This window comes from Njordella aestuarii, assembly GCF_056494165.1.
Genome location: NZ_CM151397.1, coordinates 2,834,338 through 2,855,811, shown reverse-complemented (window position 1 = coordinate 2,855,811; position 21,474 = coordinate 2,834,338). Strand labels below are relative to the sequence as shown.

Genomic DNA, 21,474 nt, shown 5'->3' with positions numbered 1-21,474 from the left:
GTCAGGCTTCACTTTGGCAGACCAGCAGGCTTAAGACTTTAAGAATATTGCAACTTGAAATCGACGAGGATTTGGGAACATGGAGAGCTTTGCCGCTCGTCTGACGAACGCTGTGACGACTAAAGGTAACGCTGTTTGCGTCGGGTTGGACCCCCGCGCTGACTTGCTTCCCAGTTCCGTGCACGGCAAATCCTGCGAAGTAATCGCTGCCGCTTACGAAGAGTTTTGCTGCCGCATTATCGACACCGTCAGCGGTTTAGTACCCGTGGTTAAACCTCAAGCCGCGTTTTTCGAAGCACTTGGCCCCGATGGTTGCATCGCACTAAGAAATGTGAATCGATACGCACAGCAAAACGGGCTCCTTGTTGTTATGGACGCGAAACGCGGCGACATCGGCAGTACCGCTGAAGCCTATGCGGAAGCGTACCTGAGTGGCACCGATTCGCCTTGGAAGTCTGACGCCCTCACGGTAAATCCGTTTCTCGGCGATGATACACTCGCACCGTATGTGGAGCGATGCGATGCACATGGAACTGGAATATTCGTTCTAGTGAAAACGTCGAACCCCGGAAGTGCATTCATCCAGCAGAGCATGCGGAACAATCAAGACATCTCGAGCCAGCTGGCGAATTGGATCCAATCGGAGAACGAGCGGTTGTTTGCAACTGCGAAAAGTGGTTGCGTAGCCTTTGGTTCGATCGGAGCGGTGGTAGGAGCGACCTACCCCGAAGAACTTGAACGGCTACGCGCGCGAATGCCCAGTTCTTGGTTGTTGATTCCCGGCTATGGTGCACAAGGGGGTTCGAGTGAAGATCTCAAATTCGCTTGGAATTCTGATGGCAGTGGCGCAATTGTAAACAGCTCTCGGGGCATCATCTTTGCCTACCGCAATGCTTCTGCAACGGGGCACGATTGGCTCGGTCACGTTCGCGCCGCAACTATCGCCATGATAGAGGATCTCAATCGAGTTCGACTTGGTTAGTTAGCGAACTGTTAATTCCACTACAGAGGAACGTCAAAGATGCTTCAACGATTTCTGTTCATCATGACCATCGCCGTGGCAGCAACGGCGAGTATGATCGCACCTCATTTTGCACAGCAAGCCCCCGATTCGCCAGTCGATTCGCCAGTCGATTCGCCGGTCGATTCGCCGGTCGATAGCGACAGTATCACAATCCCAGCATTGCCACCGCCGACGCCGAGCGACTATACCAATGACCCGGTTTATCAAGAGATCAAAGATTTATTGGGCGCAAAACCGCAGATGAAAGCGGGGTTGATCGCTGACGTCGAGGCAAATAGTTCTAAATCAATCTCGTCAAATTCGTACTATGCTGCCGAGCTGACCCTAAAAGCTGCTAGGCTATTAGAGAGTGAAATGAAAGGCGACGCGAGCCAATCGCCCGCTCGAACAGCTCAGATCGCGCAACTGCGGAGCACCGCGGCAGAGATCCTCAATACGCAATGAAGTCGCGACTGAGCACCAACAGCTAATACGAAAGTTACCCTAGCCGATGGGAAGTCTAATTAGTATCAATTTTGATCTACAACAAACTGAGAATGCATGCGACGCGGATCTGAGCGTCGCACGATGCTAGATCAACTCTTCTCACTCGTTTCGAACAGCTTCCCCGTTTCTGACCTGACCGGGCCGTTGCTGCTGATCGTTGGCGCAGTCCTGCTGGTCGTCAATCTGGTCATTTTTGCCTTAGCGTACTTCTTCGGCGGATTGTGGCTGCAAGCTTACATGTCCAACGCAGATGTTAGTATGCTGAGCCTCGTTGGCATGAGCTTTCGTCAAGTCGACCCCCGAGTGATTGTGCGAGCGAAAATAACGCTTGCGCAGGCGGGACTTGATATTGGGGCGGAGCACGGCATAACAACAGCTGGACTTGAGGCACACGTCCTAGCTGGTGGAAATGTCGTCGACGTTGTACAAGCAATTATTATCGCGAATCGAGCTGGCATCAATTGCGATTTTGATAGCGCATCGGCGATTGACCTAGCGGGGCGTGACGTCTTAGATGCAATCCGAACGAGCGTCCTTCCGAAGGTCATTGATTGTCCGCCTCAGAACACAAGCGACAGCGCGACGATCAGCGCCATTGCTAAAGACGGAGTGGAGCTTTGTGTTCATGCTCGCGTTACAGTCCGAGCTAACCTCAAACAACTGCTGGGCGGTGCTACGGACGATACGATTATTGCACGTGTCGGACAGGGAATCATCAGCACCGTGGGTTCGGCGGACACTCATATGCAAGTGCTAGTTAGCCCCGATGAAATATCGAAGGGGCTGCTTAGTCGCGGATTGGATGTTAACACGATTTATCATATCGTCTCTATTGATATCGCAAGTATCAACGTTGGAAAGAACATCGGAGCACGTTTGCAGATTGAGCAAGCGGAAGCTGATGTTCGTGCCGCTCAAGCGTTAGCAGAGCGTAGGCTCGCGAATGCAATGGCGGATCAACAACAGATGAAAGCTCGAGTGGCCGAGATGAGGGGCAATCTTGTGTTAGCGGAAGCTGACGTCCAATCGGCGCTTGCAGCCTCGTTCACTACCGGCAGTTTTGCGCGTCCCAAGAAGGCCGTCACGGAAGCCACTATCGCCACCGAAAACGCAAAGCGATTTGCAATCCCTTTTAATCGCTAGCTCCAGCCGCATCATGTGCCGGAATGTATAACAATTGCGACGATTGTGGAAGCATTGCATCACACGGAAGCAACTGACTGTTTTGCACTCCAATTCCTGGCATTGAGCGATGAAGATTGACTGCGATCACTTCGTCGGTCACTGATTCAGGATGACGCTCCTGGAACAACGAATTCCGAGGAATGGCAATCTCCGCTACCCAATGGTCGGCGAACTGTTGATTTGCGACATACCATTTAGGATCCCATTTGGAGATAAAATTTAGCCGGTCATAGGTATCGCCTGATTGGCTGACTGCTAGTTCAAAGTAGGTTAAATAGTCTCGATCAATATCGAGCCTCATCCGCACATGATCTTGCTCTCGTACATCCGCGTCACGGCTGCGAGTTTTCGCTTTTCCGAGACTTGCAATGCTCGCCACCTTCGAATCGCCGTCGTGCTTGGTCGGACAACGCATTGCAACATAGATAAAGTCGTTGTCGCACGCAAAGAATACTAGTGTGGCTTGGTCAAAATCCTCTGGCCAAGGCGATTCAAGTTTAACAGCTTTATCAATCTCCCAGAACGGCTCGTCAAGCTTTCCATCCAGGGTCGGACGTTGCAACGTAAAGATGGCGTTCAGCGGCGAGTTTATCTTTGAAGGATTGCCTGCCATTTTTTTCGCATCGGACAATCCGTTAGGCTGATTCAAACTCGGATACTCTCGATTGACAAGTTGCTCCCAACCTAACAATCCTTTACTCGAAGCTATTGAACGCAGCGGGGTCTCGTACGAATCTTTAGCGCCTGCTCGACGGCGATTCAGCGAGTTTGTTACCAGCATGGTTCGCAGATCGAGCCTATTAATGACGGAAATTGTCCCCTGCTTCTCAAACACTTCGGGTGCAATACCGAACCCAGGAAGCGGGGCTTCTGCTAGATTTGTTTCGCTTGAGTTCGAGACGTACTCTGCATTGACGACGTTGACTTTGGGCGACGAATCCGTTCGATTTTTTACCTGCTCAAAAGGACTCACAAATGCGGCGGGTTGCACATTCGACTGCTTTGTCGGTGAAGAAGCGGACACAAGTTTTAGAGGAGCAGCCTCCATCGCTTCACGATAGCCAGCCCCAAAGGCATGTTCTAGCTCGCCACTAACAGCAAACTGGATAGCAATCTTGGAGCCTATCTCTTTCCAAACTGTTGCTTTCGGCTCCAGCATGAGATAGTCGTGGCTTTTCCGCCACGCAAAGAGGTCACCTCGCCTCAAACTTACAATCCCTAACTCAAGGAGCAATCGTGATCGGTCATCGGAAGCGAGCGAGCCGCTATGATTGGAAAGCTCCATTAGCCATTTCTCGCGTTGCGTCTGCGTTGAAAGATCAGCGTTAGACAGTACGTCGAAGGCTTGTTGCTGCTTAAGGAACGCACCCAACAATTGAAGGTTTCGCAACTTGCTGTGACCAATTGTTCGTTGCGATGCAGGGTCAACCGGCAGACCAGCATAGTAGCTAGACGCCTGGGACACAGGCCGCTTACCGCCACGTGTTCCCCAGTAATCGCCGTAGAGACAAATATTGTTCCAGAGTAGCCCCGATGCAGGCACTTCTCTGGTCGCCTTTGTCGGCATCGCATCTAGATCGAAGAGTTCATCGATGCCACGGGTGCTTGTTACTAACGCCGCTGCTATCCTCACGCGGTCGGCCACCGTGAGCCCCGAGCTGCCTAACAATTCAGTTGCCTCAACCGTCCAATCAGCCAACGAATTCGAAGCGCGGCGTGGTGATCTTCGGATAATGCGTTGCACTTTCCATGCTGGCAATTCAAACTCGGACTCAGCAACAAACGGAGAATAGCTGTCGACGGCGGCTAACTGGATAGCTTCCAGTATCGCAACATTGCAAGCGGTTGAGATCGGATCGCTATCAGAGTTCATCACGATAATGTCGGGCCTACTGGTTCTTATTGCTACAACTAGCCGTTTTTCGACATTCGAGGGTTGATTGCCGAGGCGACTATAGCCAGCAAGGTCCAATGATCGTGGGCTAGTTCCACGCAAGTTCCCAATGGGAAAGTCACTTAACGTTTCAATCTTTGACGCGTTAACGGTCGCTGCTATTTCGCTCGCACGAGTCTCGTCGTCTGTCCAGACATCCGCTTTGAGATCGTTGTTTTGCGAGTGCACGACTAACGCGGCCACATGCTTCATCTCAGCGAGCGCGTCATGAACCAAGGCATCAATTGGTAAGTCAGATATTCTGGCAACTACCGCCAGCATTGCTTGCCGTTGACCAAGCTGATGCTTCATCCACCACCCCTGTCCCGCATTCCTTGTTTCAACGATATTGCACATTTCTCCGTAAGCAACCGCATGTTCGGATGTTACCGCGCACACGGTTTTCAACGGAACCGGACAGCCTGTATGGTGTACGGAAAAGCTCTTGCCGTCGACACTAGACAACAACGTGCCGGGCAAGTTTGTACTGATCCAAACATGATTGTCTTTAATGGTGATCGAGTGCAGGTCTAAAATCTCTGCGTCTTCAGCCGCGACTGCCAACTTAATTCGTTCCCAAGTCTGGAGATTGCGAGAACGGTAGATCTGGCAATCTGCTCCGACGAGCCATATTGAAGTTCCGTCGCTCGCGGCGTCAAGAATGGGTGACGTCGGCGTCGAAGGGAGATTGAGTTGCTCAAAGGTGCGACCGTCGGAGCAGACAAACACCCTGGACAGCCTATCGACAATTACACCTTGGACTGGATTCAACCATGCCGAACAAGTTAAATGAGAACAGGGGACGGGCCGGGCGACAAAAGTTTCACCGCCATCGTGGCTCTCAAATAGAGAACTCTGGTGCACATTTGACCAGTCGCCCCAAGCCATAACATCCAATTCGCCAAGAACTTGAACACCTGACAAATGGCTGAGTCCGTGTCCTTCGACCGCTTTCCAGTATTCACCACCATCTGTGGTCCGTAGAACAGTGCCATCGCTGCGGCCTGTGAGGGGCCATGCAAATCCGCCTACAATCCAACCACGCTGGGAATTGGCAAATGCAACTCCCGTCAAATTAACGCCAGAAGTAAGTTCGGGTTGCGTCCAGGTACGACCACCATCGCGGCTGGCCATAACCAACCCTCGATCTCCAACAGCCCAAATGCGATCGACTGACGCCGCAACGCTGTCGCGCAGCGTGGCATCTTTGCATTCATTCGGGCCAACCGTCCACGGAACTCCCTCGCCATACACCGCAGCGGTTGCGAGCATGAAAAGGAATGTTTGTACACATCGGGTGAATTGGAAGTGGGCGAACATGGCTGTTTCCAAGTAGACAGGTCAATCTTTTCATGCTGATAGCACAAGAAGGCCAAGTTTCGCTAGCCCTACGACAGCTAAGTCAACACATTTCGACAATTTGCAATGATCCGACGGCGAGTTTTGCAAGCATAAGACAACGTCCTGCAGTTTTGATTACAATCTTGCTCTCACCAGAAATGATCGCGTCAGCGCTCCTGCCTACCTCTATCCTCTCGATTGGAGTACATCCATGTTGTTACGACTTTTAACCTTGGCAACGCTTCTCGCTACGCCAACGTTCCTGTTCGGCCAAGGGCTAGACGATTTCTACAAGCTTGGTCCAGACTCACTCGCGCAAGAAGGCGTTCCGAAAGGTGAAATTTTTGGCCCAGAAGTTTTACCCAGTGAAGCTTATCCGGGTACACAGCACACCTACTGGGTCTACGTGCCCGCTCAATACAAACCTGATGTTGAAGCGAGCTTGATGATCTTCAACGATGGACAAGCTTTTAAAGACGAAAACGGTGCCATCCGCGCACAGAACGTCATGGATAATTTGATATTCCGACGCGAGATTCCAGTGATGATCGGCGTCTTTATCAATCCAGGGCGTACACCTGAGCAGCCGGAGCCGACACCAAGCGATTGGGGTGATCGAGCCACGAATCGTCCAACCGAATACAATAGCTTGGATGACAAGTACGCACGAGTGATAGTCAATGAACTTCTACCAGTACTTTATTCGAAATACAATATTTCAAAAGACGCCAAGCGACACGGAGTTGGCGGTGCGAGCTCAGGCGCAATAGCTGCCTTCACTGTTGCTTGGCAACGCCCCGATCAGTTCCACAAAGTTTTGAGTATCGTCGGGAGTTTTACAAACATCCGCGGCGGCCATGCATACCCTGATATTATTCGCGAATCGGAAAAAAAGGATATTCGAATGTTCTTCCAAGATGGACGCAACGACAATCGCGGCCAACGGCGCGGAGGTCGCTATGACGAGACGTGGGATTGGTACAAACAGAACGTCCGCATGGTAGAAGCGATGACTGAAAAAGGTTACGACATCAACTATTCTTGGGGCATTGGCCTGCATGGAAGCAAGCAAGGAGGTGCCATGCTGCCCGAGATGATGCGTTGGTTATGGCGAGACCATGGAACGTCTACCGATCCTAACGACGAAGCGGAACGATCTTACAACCGGCCTTGAACAGGCACTCTAAGTGCACCGGTACTTTCCATGGAAACATGCATGGCGAACTAGCTATCGACAAACTAGGCTTGGTCGACCCTCGCCTTGGCCACGGATGTACCCTTAGTTCAAATCGCGATCGCGAACCCCGAGAAGATAGAGAACTGCGTCGAGTCCCATCGTAGAAACTCGATGCTCGGCGGATTGACGTACAAGTGGTTTAGCGTGAAAAGCAATCCCCAGCCCAGCTCGAGCTAGCATAGGCAGATCGTTGGCACCATCGCCAATCGCAATAAGTTGTTTACGATCAACGCCCTCGTCGAATGCGAGTTGTTCGAGCAAAGCGGCTTTACGTTGCGCGTTCACAATCTGCCCAAGAACGCGTCCCGTGAGCTTGCCGTCGACAATTTCGAGTTCGTTTGCGTAGACGTGATCAATAGCCAATTTCTGCTGTAAGTAGTTGCCGAAGTAAGTAAAACCCCCGGAAATGATCGCTGTACGATAGCCGAACCGACGCAGGGTTGTCAGCAGCAACTCGGCTCCTTCAGTCAGTTCTAAACGCGCCGCAATCTTCGGCAGGACGTCTGCGGAAAGCCCAGCAAGCAGTTGGACACGCGTTCGCAACGATTCATCAAAGTCAATCTCGCCGCGCATGGCCGCTTCGGTTATCGAGATGACTTGTTCACCGACGCCAGCTTCTTTGGCAAGTTCATCGATGACTTCAGCCTGCAACAAAGTCGAATCCATGTCTAAAGCGACGACACGCCGTATGCGACGATAAGCGTCGTCGCGCTGCCAAGCCAAATCGAGATTCAGCTGGCTTGAGAGTTCAAGCAAACTTGCTTTTAGCTGATTGGTATCCCGCGGCTCACCGCGTAGCGAAAACTCGACACATGCTCGCGTTAATTTATGGACTCCAGATCGGGGCGGGCGGCCAGATAGACGAGTGATTACATCGATGTTCAGACCTTGTGCAGCCAGCATTTGGCTGACCGCATGGAACTGTTTCGCGGTAATCGCGCGACTGAGCATTGTTAAGATAAATCGCGATTTCCCCTGCCGGCCTACCCAGTCGTCGTAATCTTTTTCCGAAACCGATTTGTGTTTGCATTTCAGCCCCAACTCGTGACCGCGTACTTGGGCCTGAAGGATCACTTGCTCTGCGTCTTGATTTGACGGAATCCGTACAAGCAACCCCAGCAGCAGCGACTGATGAATTACAGCTTGATTTACGTCGATTATCGAGCAGTCGAAGGTCGCTAAAAGTTCCGATAGGCCCGCGGTGATTCCAGGCCGGTCATCGCCGGTAAAATGTAGCAAAACGAAGGTGTCGACAGCATTGGAGATTGCGTTACTCATAACGAGTATCGTAACGATAATCCGCGATCTTTCGAGCCCATTCGAGGAACCGATCACTGATAGAATATGCGCAGTTACGTTTTTCCATTGCTGCGTTCGCCAACAGCGCGGTTGAATCTGGGTGCGATTTCTTTCCCATGTGGCTCCTGAAAAGGGTGCCACTGCTGGCTTGCCCAGCAGTGCTCGTAGCGAAACAGCAAACCTCCCCAACACGACCCCGGCTTCTAGGCGAAGCCAGCCACGATGCGCTTAACCGGCTTCGGGCTTGCAAAGCAGTGTTCGTCACGAAACGGCAATGCATTCCACTACCCGGGCTTCGAAGCGAAACGAGCCAGAATCGGCCACGGGTTCAGAGTAGATAGCAGGGAAAAGCCTTGCTGAGCCCCTTACAAAAGTGCTTTCTTCAAAATTGCTCCGAGATTCCAACATTATTAGTGATCCCGTGCGCAATCGAATTACGCCTAATAATAGATTGTCTCTGCACAATCAAGCACATCGGTTTGCGCAAACGACTCAACGAAGGGACCCGTTCCTCCAGCGACCCTGCATTTTTAGCTCAAAATGCGATCGGCAGAAGTTTTGAATAAGTTTTTCAAGAGGATGATTTTCTAGCACATTCGATGCTTGGGAAAGTTATGATAATCCGCAAACTCAACGTCGCCCCGTCTCACCTGTAGATTACTGAGAGCAAGTTTCGCGTGCAGCTTAAGCCTGATCAGAACGACGTCCTAGTTGCTGAAGCAAACGTGAAGCAACAAGAGGTAAGATACGAGCACTCTTCGAACTTTGCGACCGTGCTAGAGCAGTTGCAGATGAGCTTACTCGTCTCGACTTACCAAGCCGGTAAGCTGCTGGTGATCGGTAGCCATGCGGGTCAATTGACTTTCGCCTTCCATAGCTTCGATCAAGTCATGGGCGTCGCAGTGAGTCCGACTCAATTGGCGGTTGGGATGCGGAGGCAAGTTTGCTTCCTGAATTCTTCGCACGAGTTCGCACCGCAGATCGCTCCTGAGGGAACGCATGACCGGTGCTGGTTGGCACGCACGTCATTTACCACCGGCAGCATTCACGTTCATGATTTAGCTTGGGGCACCGAGGGGTTGTGGGTCGTAAACACGCTTTTCTCCTCACTCTGTACGCTCAGTACCCAGTACAACTTTGTGCCGCGGTGGCGTCCGCCCTTTATTTCAAAACTGATTGATCAGGATCGATGTCATTTGAATGGCTTAGCCATGGAGTCGGGCGAGCCTCGCTACGTTACGGTGCTTGGCGAAACCGACGAACCTGCTGGCTGGCGTGCGAATAAAGTCAGCGGTGGCGCAATTATCGACGTGCCTAGCGGCCGAACGATCGCTCGCGGTCTATGTATGCCTCATTCGCCGCGGATCTTTGGAAGTCAACTTTACTTTTGCAATTCAGGGCTTGGCAACATTTCCAAAGTCGATCGCCTCACCGGCAATATCGAACCGATAGCAAAGCTTCCAGGTTACACCCGAGGCCTTGCAATTCACGGCGGGTATGCATTCGTTGGCCTTTCGAAGATCCGCGAAACAAACATCTTCGGTGGCTTGCCAATCGGCGAATATAGTGACGAGCTTCGGTGCGGCGTCGGAGTAATCGAGCTTGCGACTGGTCGCACGATCGCCACTCTACAATTCCACTCGGGCGTTGAAGAAATCTTTGCCGTCGAAGCGATCCCGGGCGCACGCAATCCAAAGCTATGTGGGCCTGTCTTGACCGAGTCGACGGAAAGCGAAATTTGGGTAGTCCCCAGCCAAATAGCTTCTTCTCCACTTGAATCCCAGCTTGAACCGCAATTCGGTTTCACTGCCAGTGCACCTGCCGATCAGCAACCCCCAGTCGATCAGCAAGCGGTTGCTCAGGAGGGCGTCCGAGCTCATGGCCGCGGCGATTTGCAAGAAGCACTCCGGTGCTATCGACTTGCAATGCAATCGGGGCCACCGACTGCCCAGTTGCTCACTAGTCTTGGGAACTTGAATCAAGACTTGGACGACTCGGCTGCCGCCATGGCGTGCTATCTACAGGCAGTCCAGCTTGATCCGCTCAGTAGCCCAGCGCACCAAAACCTCGGAGTTTTGTATTCGACGCAGAACCAGCCTCACCGAGCTCTGCACCATTTCGAGCTAGCACAACAAGCCTCACCCCATCCCATAAACTTTGTACTTGGGGCTCAGATATTGCCGATCATTTACGATTCGGTAGATCAAGTGCAGTATTGGCGTGAGCGACTCTCGGGTCGAATCCGCGATTTGACAGATAGCGGACTTCAAATCGACACTGCATCCAGCACGATTCCAACCAGTTTCTTCTTTGCATATCAAGGCGAGAACGATCGCCTTTTGATGGAAGGCTTGAGCAAGGTTTACCGCGGCGTCGAATGCTGTGCATCGGCAAAAGAGAGTAGTCACAAACCGAAGGGAAAACGTATCCGAGTGGGCTTCGTATCGTCCTACTTTTGTAACCATACGATCGGTAGATTGAACCTTGGAGTCATCGAACGGTTATCACGCGATGACTTTGAAGTAACCGTTATTTCGCTGCGATCTCATGGTGATGACTACTCGACAAGGTATCGCAAGGCGGCCGACAATTTTGTAAAAGTGCCACGCGATCCGGTTGAGGCGAGAAAGGCGATCGCTGCGCTAGAACTGGACATTCTGATTTTTACCGATGTGGGAATGGACAGCTTGACTCAAAGTCTGTGTTACTCACGAATGGCTCCGATCCAAGCCGTGACTTGGGGACATCCCGACACTACGGGCAGCCCTGCAATCGATTACTTCATTTCAAGCGATTTGGCTGAACCTGAGGACGCAGAATCGCACTACAGCGAGCAGTTAGTGCGTCTACCAACGATGGGTGTCTACTATCCGTCGACCGAGTTGGCAGGTAAGCCGCGCGACAAGACATCCTTTGCGCTCGATCCTGCTCGCCGCGTCTATTTATGCCCGCAGACGCTTTTTAAATTCCATCCTGGATACGACGAAGTTCTCAGTGGTATCCTTGAGCAAGACCCGCAAGGCGATCTGGCCGTGATTTCCAGCTCGAATCCACATTGGAATGCGGCGCTAGTTTCGCGTTGGAATCGCATTTTACCAGGCGGTGAGCGCCGAGTGCGTTTTGTGCCATCGCAGCCACGCAACGAATTCTTGCACTTGCTGAACGTTGCCGATGTGATGCTCGATCCATTCCCCTTCTGCGGCGGCAACACTACTTACGAAGCGATCGCGGTCGGAACGCCGGTGGTCACGTTGCCTGGAAAATATCTGCGAGGACGGTTAACGTACGCCATGTATCAAAGAATGAAGCTCGATTTGATGGTAGCAAAAAACCCTCAAGAATATGTCGAACTGTCGGTCCGCATCGCGACTGATTCGACTTTCGGGAATGAAGTTCGACGGGCCATTCGCGAAACAAGCAGCGTTTTATACGAAAATCAAACTGACGTTTTGGCTTACGAAGAAGTGCTGAAACGCTGGTGTTTTCGAGTCTAGTTTCTTTTACATCAGGACTTTAACGCACTCATGTTTAATCGACACAAAGTTCTCCGCAAAAAAAGTCGAAACGCTCGACGAAGGCTGTCCATTGAAAAGCTTGAGAAGCGGCGTTTATTGGTCAACGATTTTAACTTGATCGACATCAATCAGCGACCTGAGTCTGTTGGATCGCTACCTGAAGAGATCGTGTCGATTGGTAGCACCGCTTATTTCACTGCGGATACTCCTGCACACGGGCGTGAGTTGTGGAAGAGCAATGGCACGTCAGCTGGCACATTGCTGGTCAAGGACTTGCTGGTCGGAAGCGAGGGGTCCAATCCATCGCGATTGACGCCTGTCGGCTCTCGACTGTTCTTTCTGACAGAAAACGAAACGGGGACTACGTCGAGTAGTAGTCGAGATTTGTGGCGAAGCGATGGAACAGCGTCGGGCACGTTTAAGCTACTGACTGGTGTTTCGCGTTTCACCAGCATGGTCGATTTCAATGGTACGCTCTTCTTCAGTGCTGAAACGTCCGGGACAGGTACTGAATTATGGAAAAGCAACGGAACCGTCGCCGGTACCGTGATGGTGAAGGATATTGCCCCCGGATCGTCGAGCTCTGGTCCGGCAGGACTTACCAATGTCAGCGGAACGCTCTTCTTCAGCGCAGACGATGGCCCTGATGGCATCAATGGTCGCGAACTCTGGAAAAGTAATGGGACGAGTGCCGGAACAGTACTTGTGAAAGACATTACTCCAGGGCCAGCTGATAGTCGTATCGCCATTATGGGCAACGTTAACGGGATCGTTATGTTCGCAATTGGAGACGAGTCGGGCGGGGTGAGTTTATGGAAAAGTAGCGGGACGTCTGGCGGCACGACTCTGGTTCGCGAACTTTCCGCGGTCGGTGCGAACTTCCGATTCGAAGAATTGGAAGTTGTTGGTTCGACACTCTTTTTCACTTTTCTAAGCTCAGCAGGATTCTCAGAGTTGTGGAAAAGCGATGGGACCAGCGCCGGGACTGTCGAGGTGAAAGACATCTTGCCTGGCCCAGACAGTTCGGGACCGCGGTCGCTTACGCAAGTGGGCAATACGCTGTATTTCACCGCAAATGATGGAATTGCAGGTACGAATGTGTGGAAGAGTAATGGCACTGCGGCAGGCACAGTTTTGCTGAAGGATATTGATACAGGCGTTTTTGGTCCTGACAGCCTGACCAATGTCAACGGAACACTGTACTTCGTTGGAGCAAGTGGCCTGGATCTCTGGAAAAGCGACGGCACGAATGCCGGTACGGTGCGTCTGGTCAATATGATCATCGGTTCGAATACCGACTCGCCTGTGCTGGCAAACGTCAATGGCACATTGTTTTTCAATGGACGCGGTACCAATGGAACAGAGTTGTGGAAGTCGAATGGAACAACAGCCGGAACCGTTGAAGTTAGAAACATTCGCGAGGGAACCATTGGATCGAGACCCAGAGTCCTGACGAACTTTGCAGGCGCACTGTTCTTCTCCGCCAACGACGGAACGTCGGGTACCGAGCTATGGAAAAGTAATGGAACTGAGGGTGGCACAGTCCTAGTCAAAGATATCAGTCCAGGCGCTTCAAGTTCATCTCCATCAAACCTGACAGTAGTCGGCAACGAGCTTTTCTTTACTGCATTTGACTCAACCAATGGTATTGAATTGTGGAAGACGATTGGGACAACCGCTGGAACAGTCCTGGTCAAAGACATTCGACCGGGCAATTTGTTTTCCAGTCCGAGCGCTATGTTCAATCACAATGGAATTCTCTACTTCACGGCTAACGATGGCACAAATGGACCCGAGTTGTGGAGAAGCAACGGAACGGAGGCCGGAACATTCCTCGTGAAAGACATTCGGCCCGGCAGTGGTGGCTCCTCACCAAGAAATTTCGCCAGCCTTGGGACCGACCTATTCTTCATGGCCAACGACGGCGCAAACGGCCAAGAGATATGGAAATCCAATGGTACCGCAGCCGGAACCGTCCTAGTAAAAGACATCGCCTCGGGATCGAGTTCATCATACCCCAGCCAACTCACCGTTGTCGGCGACACGCTTTACTTTGTGGCTGAAGAAGAAGAAGGTGGCTTCAACGAACAGTTGTGGAAGTCTAATGGTACGACTGCTGGGACGATTCAAGTGAACGAAACGAGCATTGGTTTTCTTCCGCGAGATCTGACGAACTTCAACGGAACCCTCTATTTCTCAGCCTCGTTCGGTGGCTCGGCTCAAACGTTGTGGAAGTCCGACGGGACCGAAGCGGGAACAGTGCTGGTCACGGATCCCGAGTCGACTGACCCTGAATCGCCGGAGGCACCGCTCAACCCGGAGAGACTCGTCGTTGTCAACAACTTGCTGATGTTCACGACCAATGAAAACGTTGACACCAGTGACGCGGGTGCCTTGTGGCGAAGCAATGGTACCGCTGCGGGAACCGTGCTCGTCAAACAGTTCGATGCTTTTGATGACTTTTCTTCCGTTGACTTTCAATTCATGGTGAATGCCAACGGAACCTTGTACTTTTCACCAAAAACAGTGAGCCACGGTTTTGAGCTATGGAAGAGCAACGGCACGACAGCGGGAACTGTCTTCGTGCAGGACTTCGAACCAGGTCCGCTTAGCAGTGACCTAACTCCGGTCATCGCAGTTGGCAGCACGTTGTTCCTTACGGCAACCACGGCTCAATCGGGAACAGAACTCTATGTCGCCCCGGGCTCGACACCCCCAACGTCACTAGCAATCGCTGCAACAAGTGCTGATAAAAATGAAGGGCAGTCGGGAACGACCGCGTTTACGTTCACGGTCACGCGTAGCGGTTCGCTCTCGGGCGCAACGACTGTAAATTATGCGGTAACGGGTGTTGGAGGAAGCGCTGCGGCCGCGAACGACTTTGTGGGTAACGCGTTCCCCAGTGGTACAATGACCTTTGCGGCAGGCCAAGCGTCTCGCATAATTTCGATCCCTGTTCGGGGTGATACAACCGTTGAACCCAATGAGACTTTCAAAGTGACGCTCTCGGGCGCAAGCGGTGGAGCGAACATCACAACTGCCGCTGCCAATGGCGTCATCCGCAATGATGATACAGCGCCATTGCCAACATCTCTTGCCATCGCAGCCACCAGTGCGAACAAGAACGAAGGCAATACGGGAACAACCGCGTTTACGTTTACTGTAACGCGCAGCGCTTCGCTTACGGGTGCAACTACTGTCAATTATGCAGTGACGGGTGTCGGAGCGAACGCTGCAACAGCCAATGACTTTGCAGGCAATGTATTTCCAAGTGGCACTGTGACGTTTGCAGCAGGGCAAGCGTCTCGGGTGATCACAATTCCAGTTCGCGGTGATACAACGGTTGAATCAGACGAAGGCTTTCGGGTAACGTTGTCGGGTGCTAGTGGTGGAGCGACCATCACGACAGCGACTGCCAATGGTTTGATCCGCAATGATGATTCCGCACTGGCAATTGCTCCGACAAGTGCTGACAAGACCGAAGGCAATTCTGGCAATAAAGCGTTTACCTTTACCGTAACTCGCACCGGAGCTCTCACTGGCTGGACGACCGTTAACTATGCCGTTCGGGGTGCTGGTGCGAATCCGGCTAATGCGGCGGACTTCGGTGGCAGCTTGCCCGCTGGCCAAATCGCTCTGCGGCCTGGACTTGCAAGCGCTGTCGTTACCATTCTAGTTAGCGGTGATCTGGAGGTCGAAGCCAACGAAGGTTTCATTATTTCACTTTCTAATCCAAGCGCCGGAGCTACTATTACTGCTGCGCATGCTGTCGGAAGAATTCGCAACGACGATTCGACGCTGGCCATAGCAGCGACGAGCGCTGATAAAGCAGAAGGGAACGGTGGAAATACAGCGTTTACGTTTACCGTGACCAGGTCGGGAGCTCTTACGGGTTGGACCACGGTCAATTATGCCGTACGAGGAGCAGGGGCGAACCCTGCCGACGCCGCTGATTTCGGTGGTACATTACCTAATGGCCAAGTGGCAATGCGGCCAGGGGTGTCGAGCATCGTAGTTACGATTCCGGTTCGAGGCGATGCGCTTGAGGAGTTGAACGAAGGCTTTATTATTTCGCTGTCCAACCCAAGCGCCGGAGCGACGATTACGGCTGCGCATGCTGTCGGAAGGATTCGCAACGATGATTCGACGCTAGCGATCGCTCCGCTGAATGCAAGCCAATTGGAAGGCAACGCCGGACTGACTCAGTTTACGTTCTTGGTGACGCGAACTGGATTGCTTACGGGCACAACAACTGTCAATTACAGTGTACGAGGCGGCGGGGCGAATCCTGTTCACACAAACGACTTTGTAGGGAACGTCTTGCCCAGCGGTCAAGTGACCTTTACCCCAGGCCAGACCAGCAGAACGATCATCGTCTACGTACGCGGCGACTCGACGGTAGAAGCAAACGAACGCTTCATCATTTCCCTTGCCAACCCAAGTGTTGGAGTGACGATTTCAAATGCTCATGCGGTTGGTTTGATTCGCAATGATGATGTTTAGCACCACGAACAAGAAGATGGCCCCAAAGTAGGAATGAATTAACGATAAACCACGAATGTTACGAATCACACGCTCTTTGAGTTTGACTTGATTGATTCTTGCGAGTTGATTGTGCTTATCGTTGATTGATGAGATTAGTAGGTTACGAACTGTTAGAACCAGAAGGAAGATTGCAGCACTGATTGGCTGAGCAATTGACACAGGAAAATGAACATGAAATCAAGAAAGTTCAACTCAAGCAAACCCCTTAACGCGGTAACGAGACGCGCGGCTCAGCAACGCCTGCGATTCGAGACGCTCGAAGATCGTTGCTTGCTTGCCGGCGTACCGGAGTTGTTGAAGGATATCAACCTCACTCCTGCATCTTCCAATCCGCAGGAGTTTGTCCAGGTTGGATCGAACACGTTCTTTGTTGCCAACGATGGTAATAGCGGAATGGAGTTGTGGAAGACGAATGGTACTGAGGCAGGCACGGTACTTGTTAAAGACATCAATCCAGGCCGCTACTCCTCAAGCCCGCTGTCACATCCGACTCTTCCGATTCCAAGCAACCTCACTAACTTGGGAGGTACTTTGATTTTTGTTGCTTATGACAATAACACCAACGGCCTAGGTGATCGTGAATTGTGGAAAAGTGACGGCACCGCCGCTGGCACCGTGCGTTTGAAGGATATTAACACTGGACTGACTGGTTCCGATCCGAATCTATTTCTTAAAGTTGGCTCATTTCTATTTTTTGAAGCCAATAATGGAACCACTGGTCGAGAGCTGTGGAGGACTGACGGGACAGCGGCTGGAACCATCTTGCTCAAGGATATCCTTCCTGGAGCAGCTTCCTCGACAATTGGCAACATGACTAATGTGAACGGAACGCTGTTCTTCACGGCTAATGATGGTACTAATGGAACTGAGTTGTGGAAGAGCAATGGAACCGCGGCAGGAACCGTGCTCGTCAAGGATGTTAATCCCGGCGCTGCTCATTCAGCTATTGACTTCATGACCAATGTGAATGGCACGCTGTTCTTCAGAGCTTTTTCTACCGGTACCAGCACTGAGCTTTGGGCGAGCAATGGGACACCCGCAGGAACTGTCATCGTCAAGGATATTGATCCGGGTATCGGGTCATCGAACCCAAGCAAACTGACGAACATCAATGGCACGCTTTTCTTCGTGGCCTCTGGCGAGTTGTGGAAGAGCAATGGATCGGACATCGGCACAATTCTCGTTAGGGACATTTCAACAGGTTCCACTGGTGCGTTGATCGACAATATGACCAACGTGAATGGCACTTTATTCTTTACGGCTAGGGGAATGAGCGGCAGCATCGGTAGCTTCACTACGACGGGCTACGAGCTTTGGAAAAGCGATGGAACTGCGGCGGGAACGATATTGGTTAAAGACATTCGGTCGGGCGAGGACAGTTCGCATCCAGCGCAGTTAACGAACGTCAACGGAACCTTGTTCTTCACGGCCAATGACGGTACTACGGGTGTCGAACTTTGGAAGAGCAATGGCACGTCAGCGGGTACGCAGCGCGTCAAGGATATCGTACCCGGTAGCGAAAGTGCTTCGCTCAGCAACTTCTTGAGCCTCAACGGCTTGCTCTATTTCCAAGTCAATGATGGCACAAGCGGTACCGAGCTTTGGAGAAGCAACGGAATGGACTCCGGGACCGAACGCGTTAAAGACATCAAACCCGGAGTTGTTGGCTCGTTTCCTTCATTACTTACCAATGTGAATGGAACGCTCTACTTCAGTGCTAATGGTCCAACCGGCCGTGAGCTCTGGAAAAGCAATGGTACAGATGCTGGAACCGTAATCGTTAAGGACATCAATCCTCTGAACGACGGTGGCGTAAGTTACATACCCGTGAACGTCAACGGTACCATTTTCTTCGCAGCCACTACTGAAGATGGCGGCAGGGAACTGTGGAAGAGCAATGGAACTGAAGCTGGAACTGTTTTGATCAAGGATATCAATCCGGGACCAGGCTCTTCAAATCCAGACCGTTTGATCAACATCAACGGCACGTTGTATTTTGTTGCCAACAATGGCACGCATGGACATGAACTTTGGAAAAGCAATGGGACAGCAACGGGCACAGTCCTTGTCAAAGATGTACGAGCCGGCAGCATCGGCATGAACACACATCCTGCCGGTGACACGATCATCAACCCGTATTTCACCAATGTGAACGGCACCTTGTTTTTCCGCGCCAATGACGGCAGTTCCGGCGAAGAAGTGTGGAGGAGCGACGGAACCGAGGCTGGCACTTTCTTCGTGAAAGACATTCGCCCTGGTAGCACCTTTAGTTCAATTAACTACCTAACGAGTGTTGGCGGCACGCTGTTTTTTTCGGCGAACGATGGCACTAATGGTAGGGAGTTGTGGAAAACGAATGGAACTGAGGTGGGTACAGTACGCGTCAAAGATATCAACCCAGAATCCGGCAATTCAGACCCCAAACGGCTTGCAAATATCGACGGTACTCTCTATTTCGCGGCCAGGGACAATGACGCTGGTGGTTCGGGCGTATTTGATTCAGAAGTGTGGAAAAGCGATGGGACTGAAGTAGGCACAGTGAGAGTCAAGGACATCAATCCCGGGCCCGCTGGCTCTGATCCGCGAGGCTTTACCCAGATTGGTGGGGATATCTACTTTAGTGCAAACAACGGTACGAATGGCATTGAGCTTTGGAAGACCAACGGGACCGAAGTTGGCACCGTTCCAGTCAGGACTTTTGTTCCAGGCATCTCTGGTGCTGCGTTAACTGAACGTGTCCAAATTGGCTCCACGTTGTTTTACCGCGGGATCATGGGTTTAAGTGGAGAAGAGCTATTCAAAACCGATGGCACCGAGGCGGGCACGGTCTTGGTCAAGGACATCATCCCTGGTCTTGGTAGCTCAAGTCCGTCTAGCCTTACCAACGTGAATGGTACGCTCTACTTCTTGGCAACGGACCCGACGAACCGACGAGAGCTCTGGAAGAGTGATGGTACTGAAGCCGGAACGGTGAAGGTGATGGCTTTGGGAAATACAGGTTCGTTTCCTCTTTCTGCCGCGGGTTTGACAAATGTTGATGGGACGTTGTACTTCGCATCTTCAGATGGCATCCGCGGAGTTGAAATGTGGACGCTTCGCCCTGGCGCAAGCAGTACTTCTCTCGCGATTGCAGCGACAAGTGCGAACAAGAACGAAGGCAATGCCGGAACGACCGCGTTTACGTTCACGGTCACGCGTAGCGGTTCGTTAACGGGCGCAACCACTGTCAACTATGCGGTAACGGGTGTTGGAGGAAGCGCTTCGGCCGCGAACGACTTTGTGGGTAACGCGTTCCCCAGTGGTACAATGACCTTTGCGGCAGGGCAAGCGTCTCGCGTCATTTCGATTCCAGTTCGGGGTGATACGACCGTTGAACCCAATGAGACTTTCCAAGTGACGCTCTCGGGCGCAAGCGTTGGAGCGACCATCACAACTGCCGCTGCCAATGGCGTCATCCGCAACGATGATACAGCGCCATTACCAACGTCTCTTGCCATCGCAGCCACCAGTGCGAACAAGAACGAAGGCAATGCGGGAACAACTGCGTTTACGTTTACTGTAACGCGCAGCGGTTCGCTTACGGGTGCAACGACTGTAAATTATGCAGTGACGGGTGTCGGAGCGAACGCTGCAACAGCCAATGAGTTTGTAGGCAATGTATTTCCAAGTGGTACTGTGACGTTTGCAGCAGGGCAAGCGTCTCGGGTGATCACAATTCCAGTTCGCGGTGATACAACGGTTGAATCTGACGAAGGCTTTCGGGTAACGTTGTCGGGTGCTAGTGGCGGAGCGACCATTACGACAGCGACTGCCAATGGTTTGATCCGCAATGATGATTCCGCACTGGCAATTGCTCCGACAAGTGCTGACAAGACCGAAGGCAATTCTGGCAATAAAGCGTTTACCTTTACCGTAACTCGCACCGGAGCTCTCACTGGCTGGACGACTGTTAACTATGCCGTTCGGGGTGCTGGTGCGAATCCGGCTAATGCGGCGGACTTCGGTGGCAGCTTGCCCGCTGGCCAAGTCGCTCTGCGGCCTGGACTTGCAAGCGCTGTGATCACTATTCTCGTGCGCGGTGATCTGGAGGTCGAAGCCAACGAAGGTTTCATTATTTCACTTTCTAATCCAAGCGCCGGAGCGACAATCGCGGCGGCGCATGCTGTCGGAAAAATTCGCAACGACGATTCGACGCTGGCCATTGCAGCGACGAGCGCTGATAAAGCAGAAGGGAACAGTGGAAATACAGCGTTTACGTTTACCGTGACCAGGTCGGGAGCTCTTACGGGTTGGACCACGGTCAATTATGCCGTACGAGGAGCGGGGGCGAATCCTGCCGACGCCGCTGATTTCGGTGGCACTTTACCTACTGGCCAAGTGGCAATGCGGCCAGGGGTGTCGAGCATCGTAGTTACGATTCCGGTTCGAGGCGATGCGCTTGAGGAGTTGAACGAAGGCTTTATTATTTCGCTGTCCAACCCAAGCGCCGGAGCGACGATTACGGCTGCGCATGCTGTCGGAAGGATTCGCAACGATGATTCGACGCTAGCGATCGCTCCGCTGAATGCAAACCAATTGGAAGGCAACGCGGGACTGACTCAGTTTACGTTCTTGGTCACTCGAACTGGATTGCTTACGGGCACAACAACTGTCAATTACAGTGTACGAGGCGGCGGGGCGAATCCTGTTCACACAAACGACTTTGTAGGGAACGTCTTGCCCAGCGGTCAGGTGACCTTTACCCCAGGCCAGACCAGCAGAACGATCATCGTCTACGTACGTGGCGACTCGACGGTAGAAGCAAACGAACGCTTCATCATTTCCCTTGCCAACCCAAGTGTTGGAGTGACGATTTCAAATGCTCATGCGGTTGGTTTGATTCGCAATGATGATGTTTAGGTGTTTACCA

The 21,474-nt window shown here is 52.1% G+C and carries 9 protein-coding genes; 7 read left to right on the top strand and 2 right to left on the bottom strand.

Annotated elements, in window-relative coordinates:
- Positions 1 to 79 precede the first annotated feature (79 nt).
- The 3 genes from pyrF (at position 80) to SH451x_RS10950 (ending at position 2,653) form a co-directional block, all read left to right on the top strand.
- The gene (gene pyrF, locus SH451x_RS10960) at positions 80 to 982 is read left to right on the top strand and encodes an orotidine-5'-phosphate decarboxylase (protein ID WP_479362500.1); all 903 of its coding nucleotides are present in this window, start codon (positions 80 to 82) and stop codon (positions 980 to 982) included.
- Positions 983 to 1,021: 39 nt separating this feature from the next.
- Complete coding sequence (locus SH451x_RS10955) at positions 1,022 to 1,468, top strand: hypothetical protein (RefSeq protein ID WP_479362499.1); 447 nt, start codon at positions 1,022 to 1,024, stop codon at positions 1,466 to 1,468.
- 96 nt (positions 1,469 to 1,564) lie between these two features.
- Positions 1,565 to 2,653: a flotillin-like FloA family protein gene (locus tag SH451x_RS10950; RefSeq protein WP_479362498.1), complete on the top strand. Its 1,089-nt coding sequence runs from the start codon at positions 1,565 to 1,567 to the stop codon at positions 2,651 to 2,653.
- Here SH451x_RS10950 and SH451x_RS10945 read toward each other — a convergent pair.
- Positions 2,643 to 5,948 carry a hypothetical protein gene (locus SH451x_RS10945; protein ID WP_479362497.1) on the bottom strand — a complete coding sequence of 1,102 codons (3,306 nt, stop codon included), beginning with the start codon at positions 5,946 to 5,948 and terminating at the stop codon, positions 2,643 to 2,645. The genes SH451x_RS10950 and SH451x_RS10945 overlap by 11 nt on opposite strands.
- A gap of 232 nt (positions 5,949 to 6,180) precedes the next feature.
- Between SH451x_RS10945 and SH451x_RS10940 the strand changes: the two genes are divergently transcribed.
- Positions 6,181 to 7,143 carry an alpha/beta hydrolase gene (locus SH451x_RS10940; protein ID WP_479362496.1) on the top strand — a complete coding sequence of 321 codons (963 nt, stop codon included), beginning with the start codon at positions 6,181 to 6,183 and terminating at the stop codon, positions 7,141 to 7,143.
- A gap of 105 nt (positions 7,144 to 7,248) precedes the next feature.
- Here the strand turns inward: SH451x_RS10940 and serB are convergent, their stop codons facing one another.
- A complete protein-coding gene (gene serB / locus SH451x_RS10935) occupies positions 7,249 to 8,484 on the bottom strand; it encodes a phosphoserine phosphatase SerB (RefSeq protein ID WP_479362495.1) in 1,236 nt (411 codons plus the stop codon).
- 698 nt (positions 8,485 to 9,182) lie between these two features.
- Between serB and SH451x_RS10930 the strand changes: the two genes are divergently transcribed.
- The 3 genes from SH451x_RS10930 to SH451x_RS10920 all read left to right on the top strand — a co-directional run bounded on the left by SH451x_RS10930 (position 9,183) and on the right by SH451x_RS10920 (position 21,464).
- Positions 9,183 to 11,999, top strand: coding sequence for a TIGR03032 family protein (locus tag SH451x_RS10930; RefSeq protein WP_479362494.1), 2,817 nt, complete (start codon positions 9,183 to 9,185; stop codon positions 11,997 to 11,999).
- 30 nt (positions 12,000 to 12,029) lie between these two features.
- Complete coding sequence (locus SH451x_RS10925) at positions 12,030 to 16,523, top strand: ELWxxDGT repeat protein (RefSeq protein ID WP_479362493.1); 4,494 nt, start codon at positions 12,030 to 12,032, stop codon at positions 16,521 to 16,523.
- Between the two features lie 213 nt (positions 16,524 to 16,736).
- Positions 16,737 to 21,464: an ELWxxDGT repeat protein gene (locus SH451x_RS10920; protein WP_479362492.1), complete on the top strand. Its 4,728-nt coding sequence runs from the start codon at positions 16,737 to 16,739 to the stop codon at positions 21,462 to 21,464.
- Positions 21,465 to 21,474 lie beyond the last annotated feature (10 nt).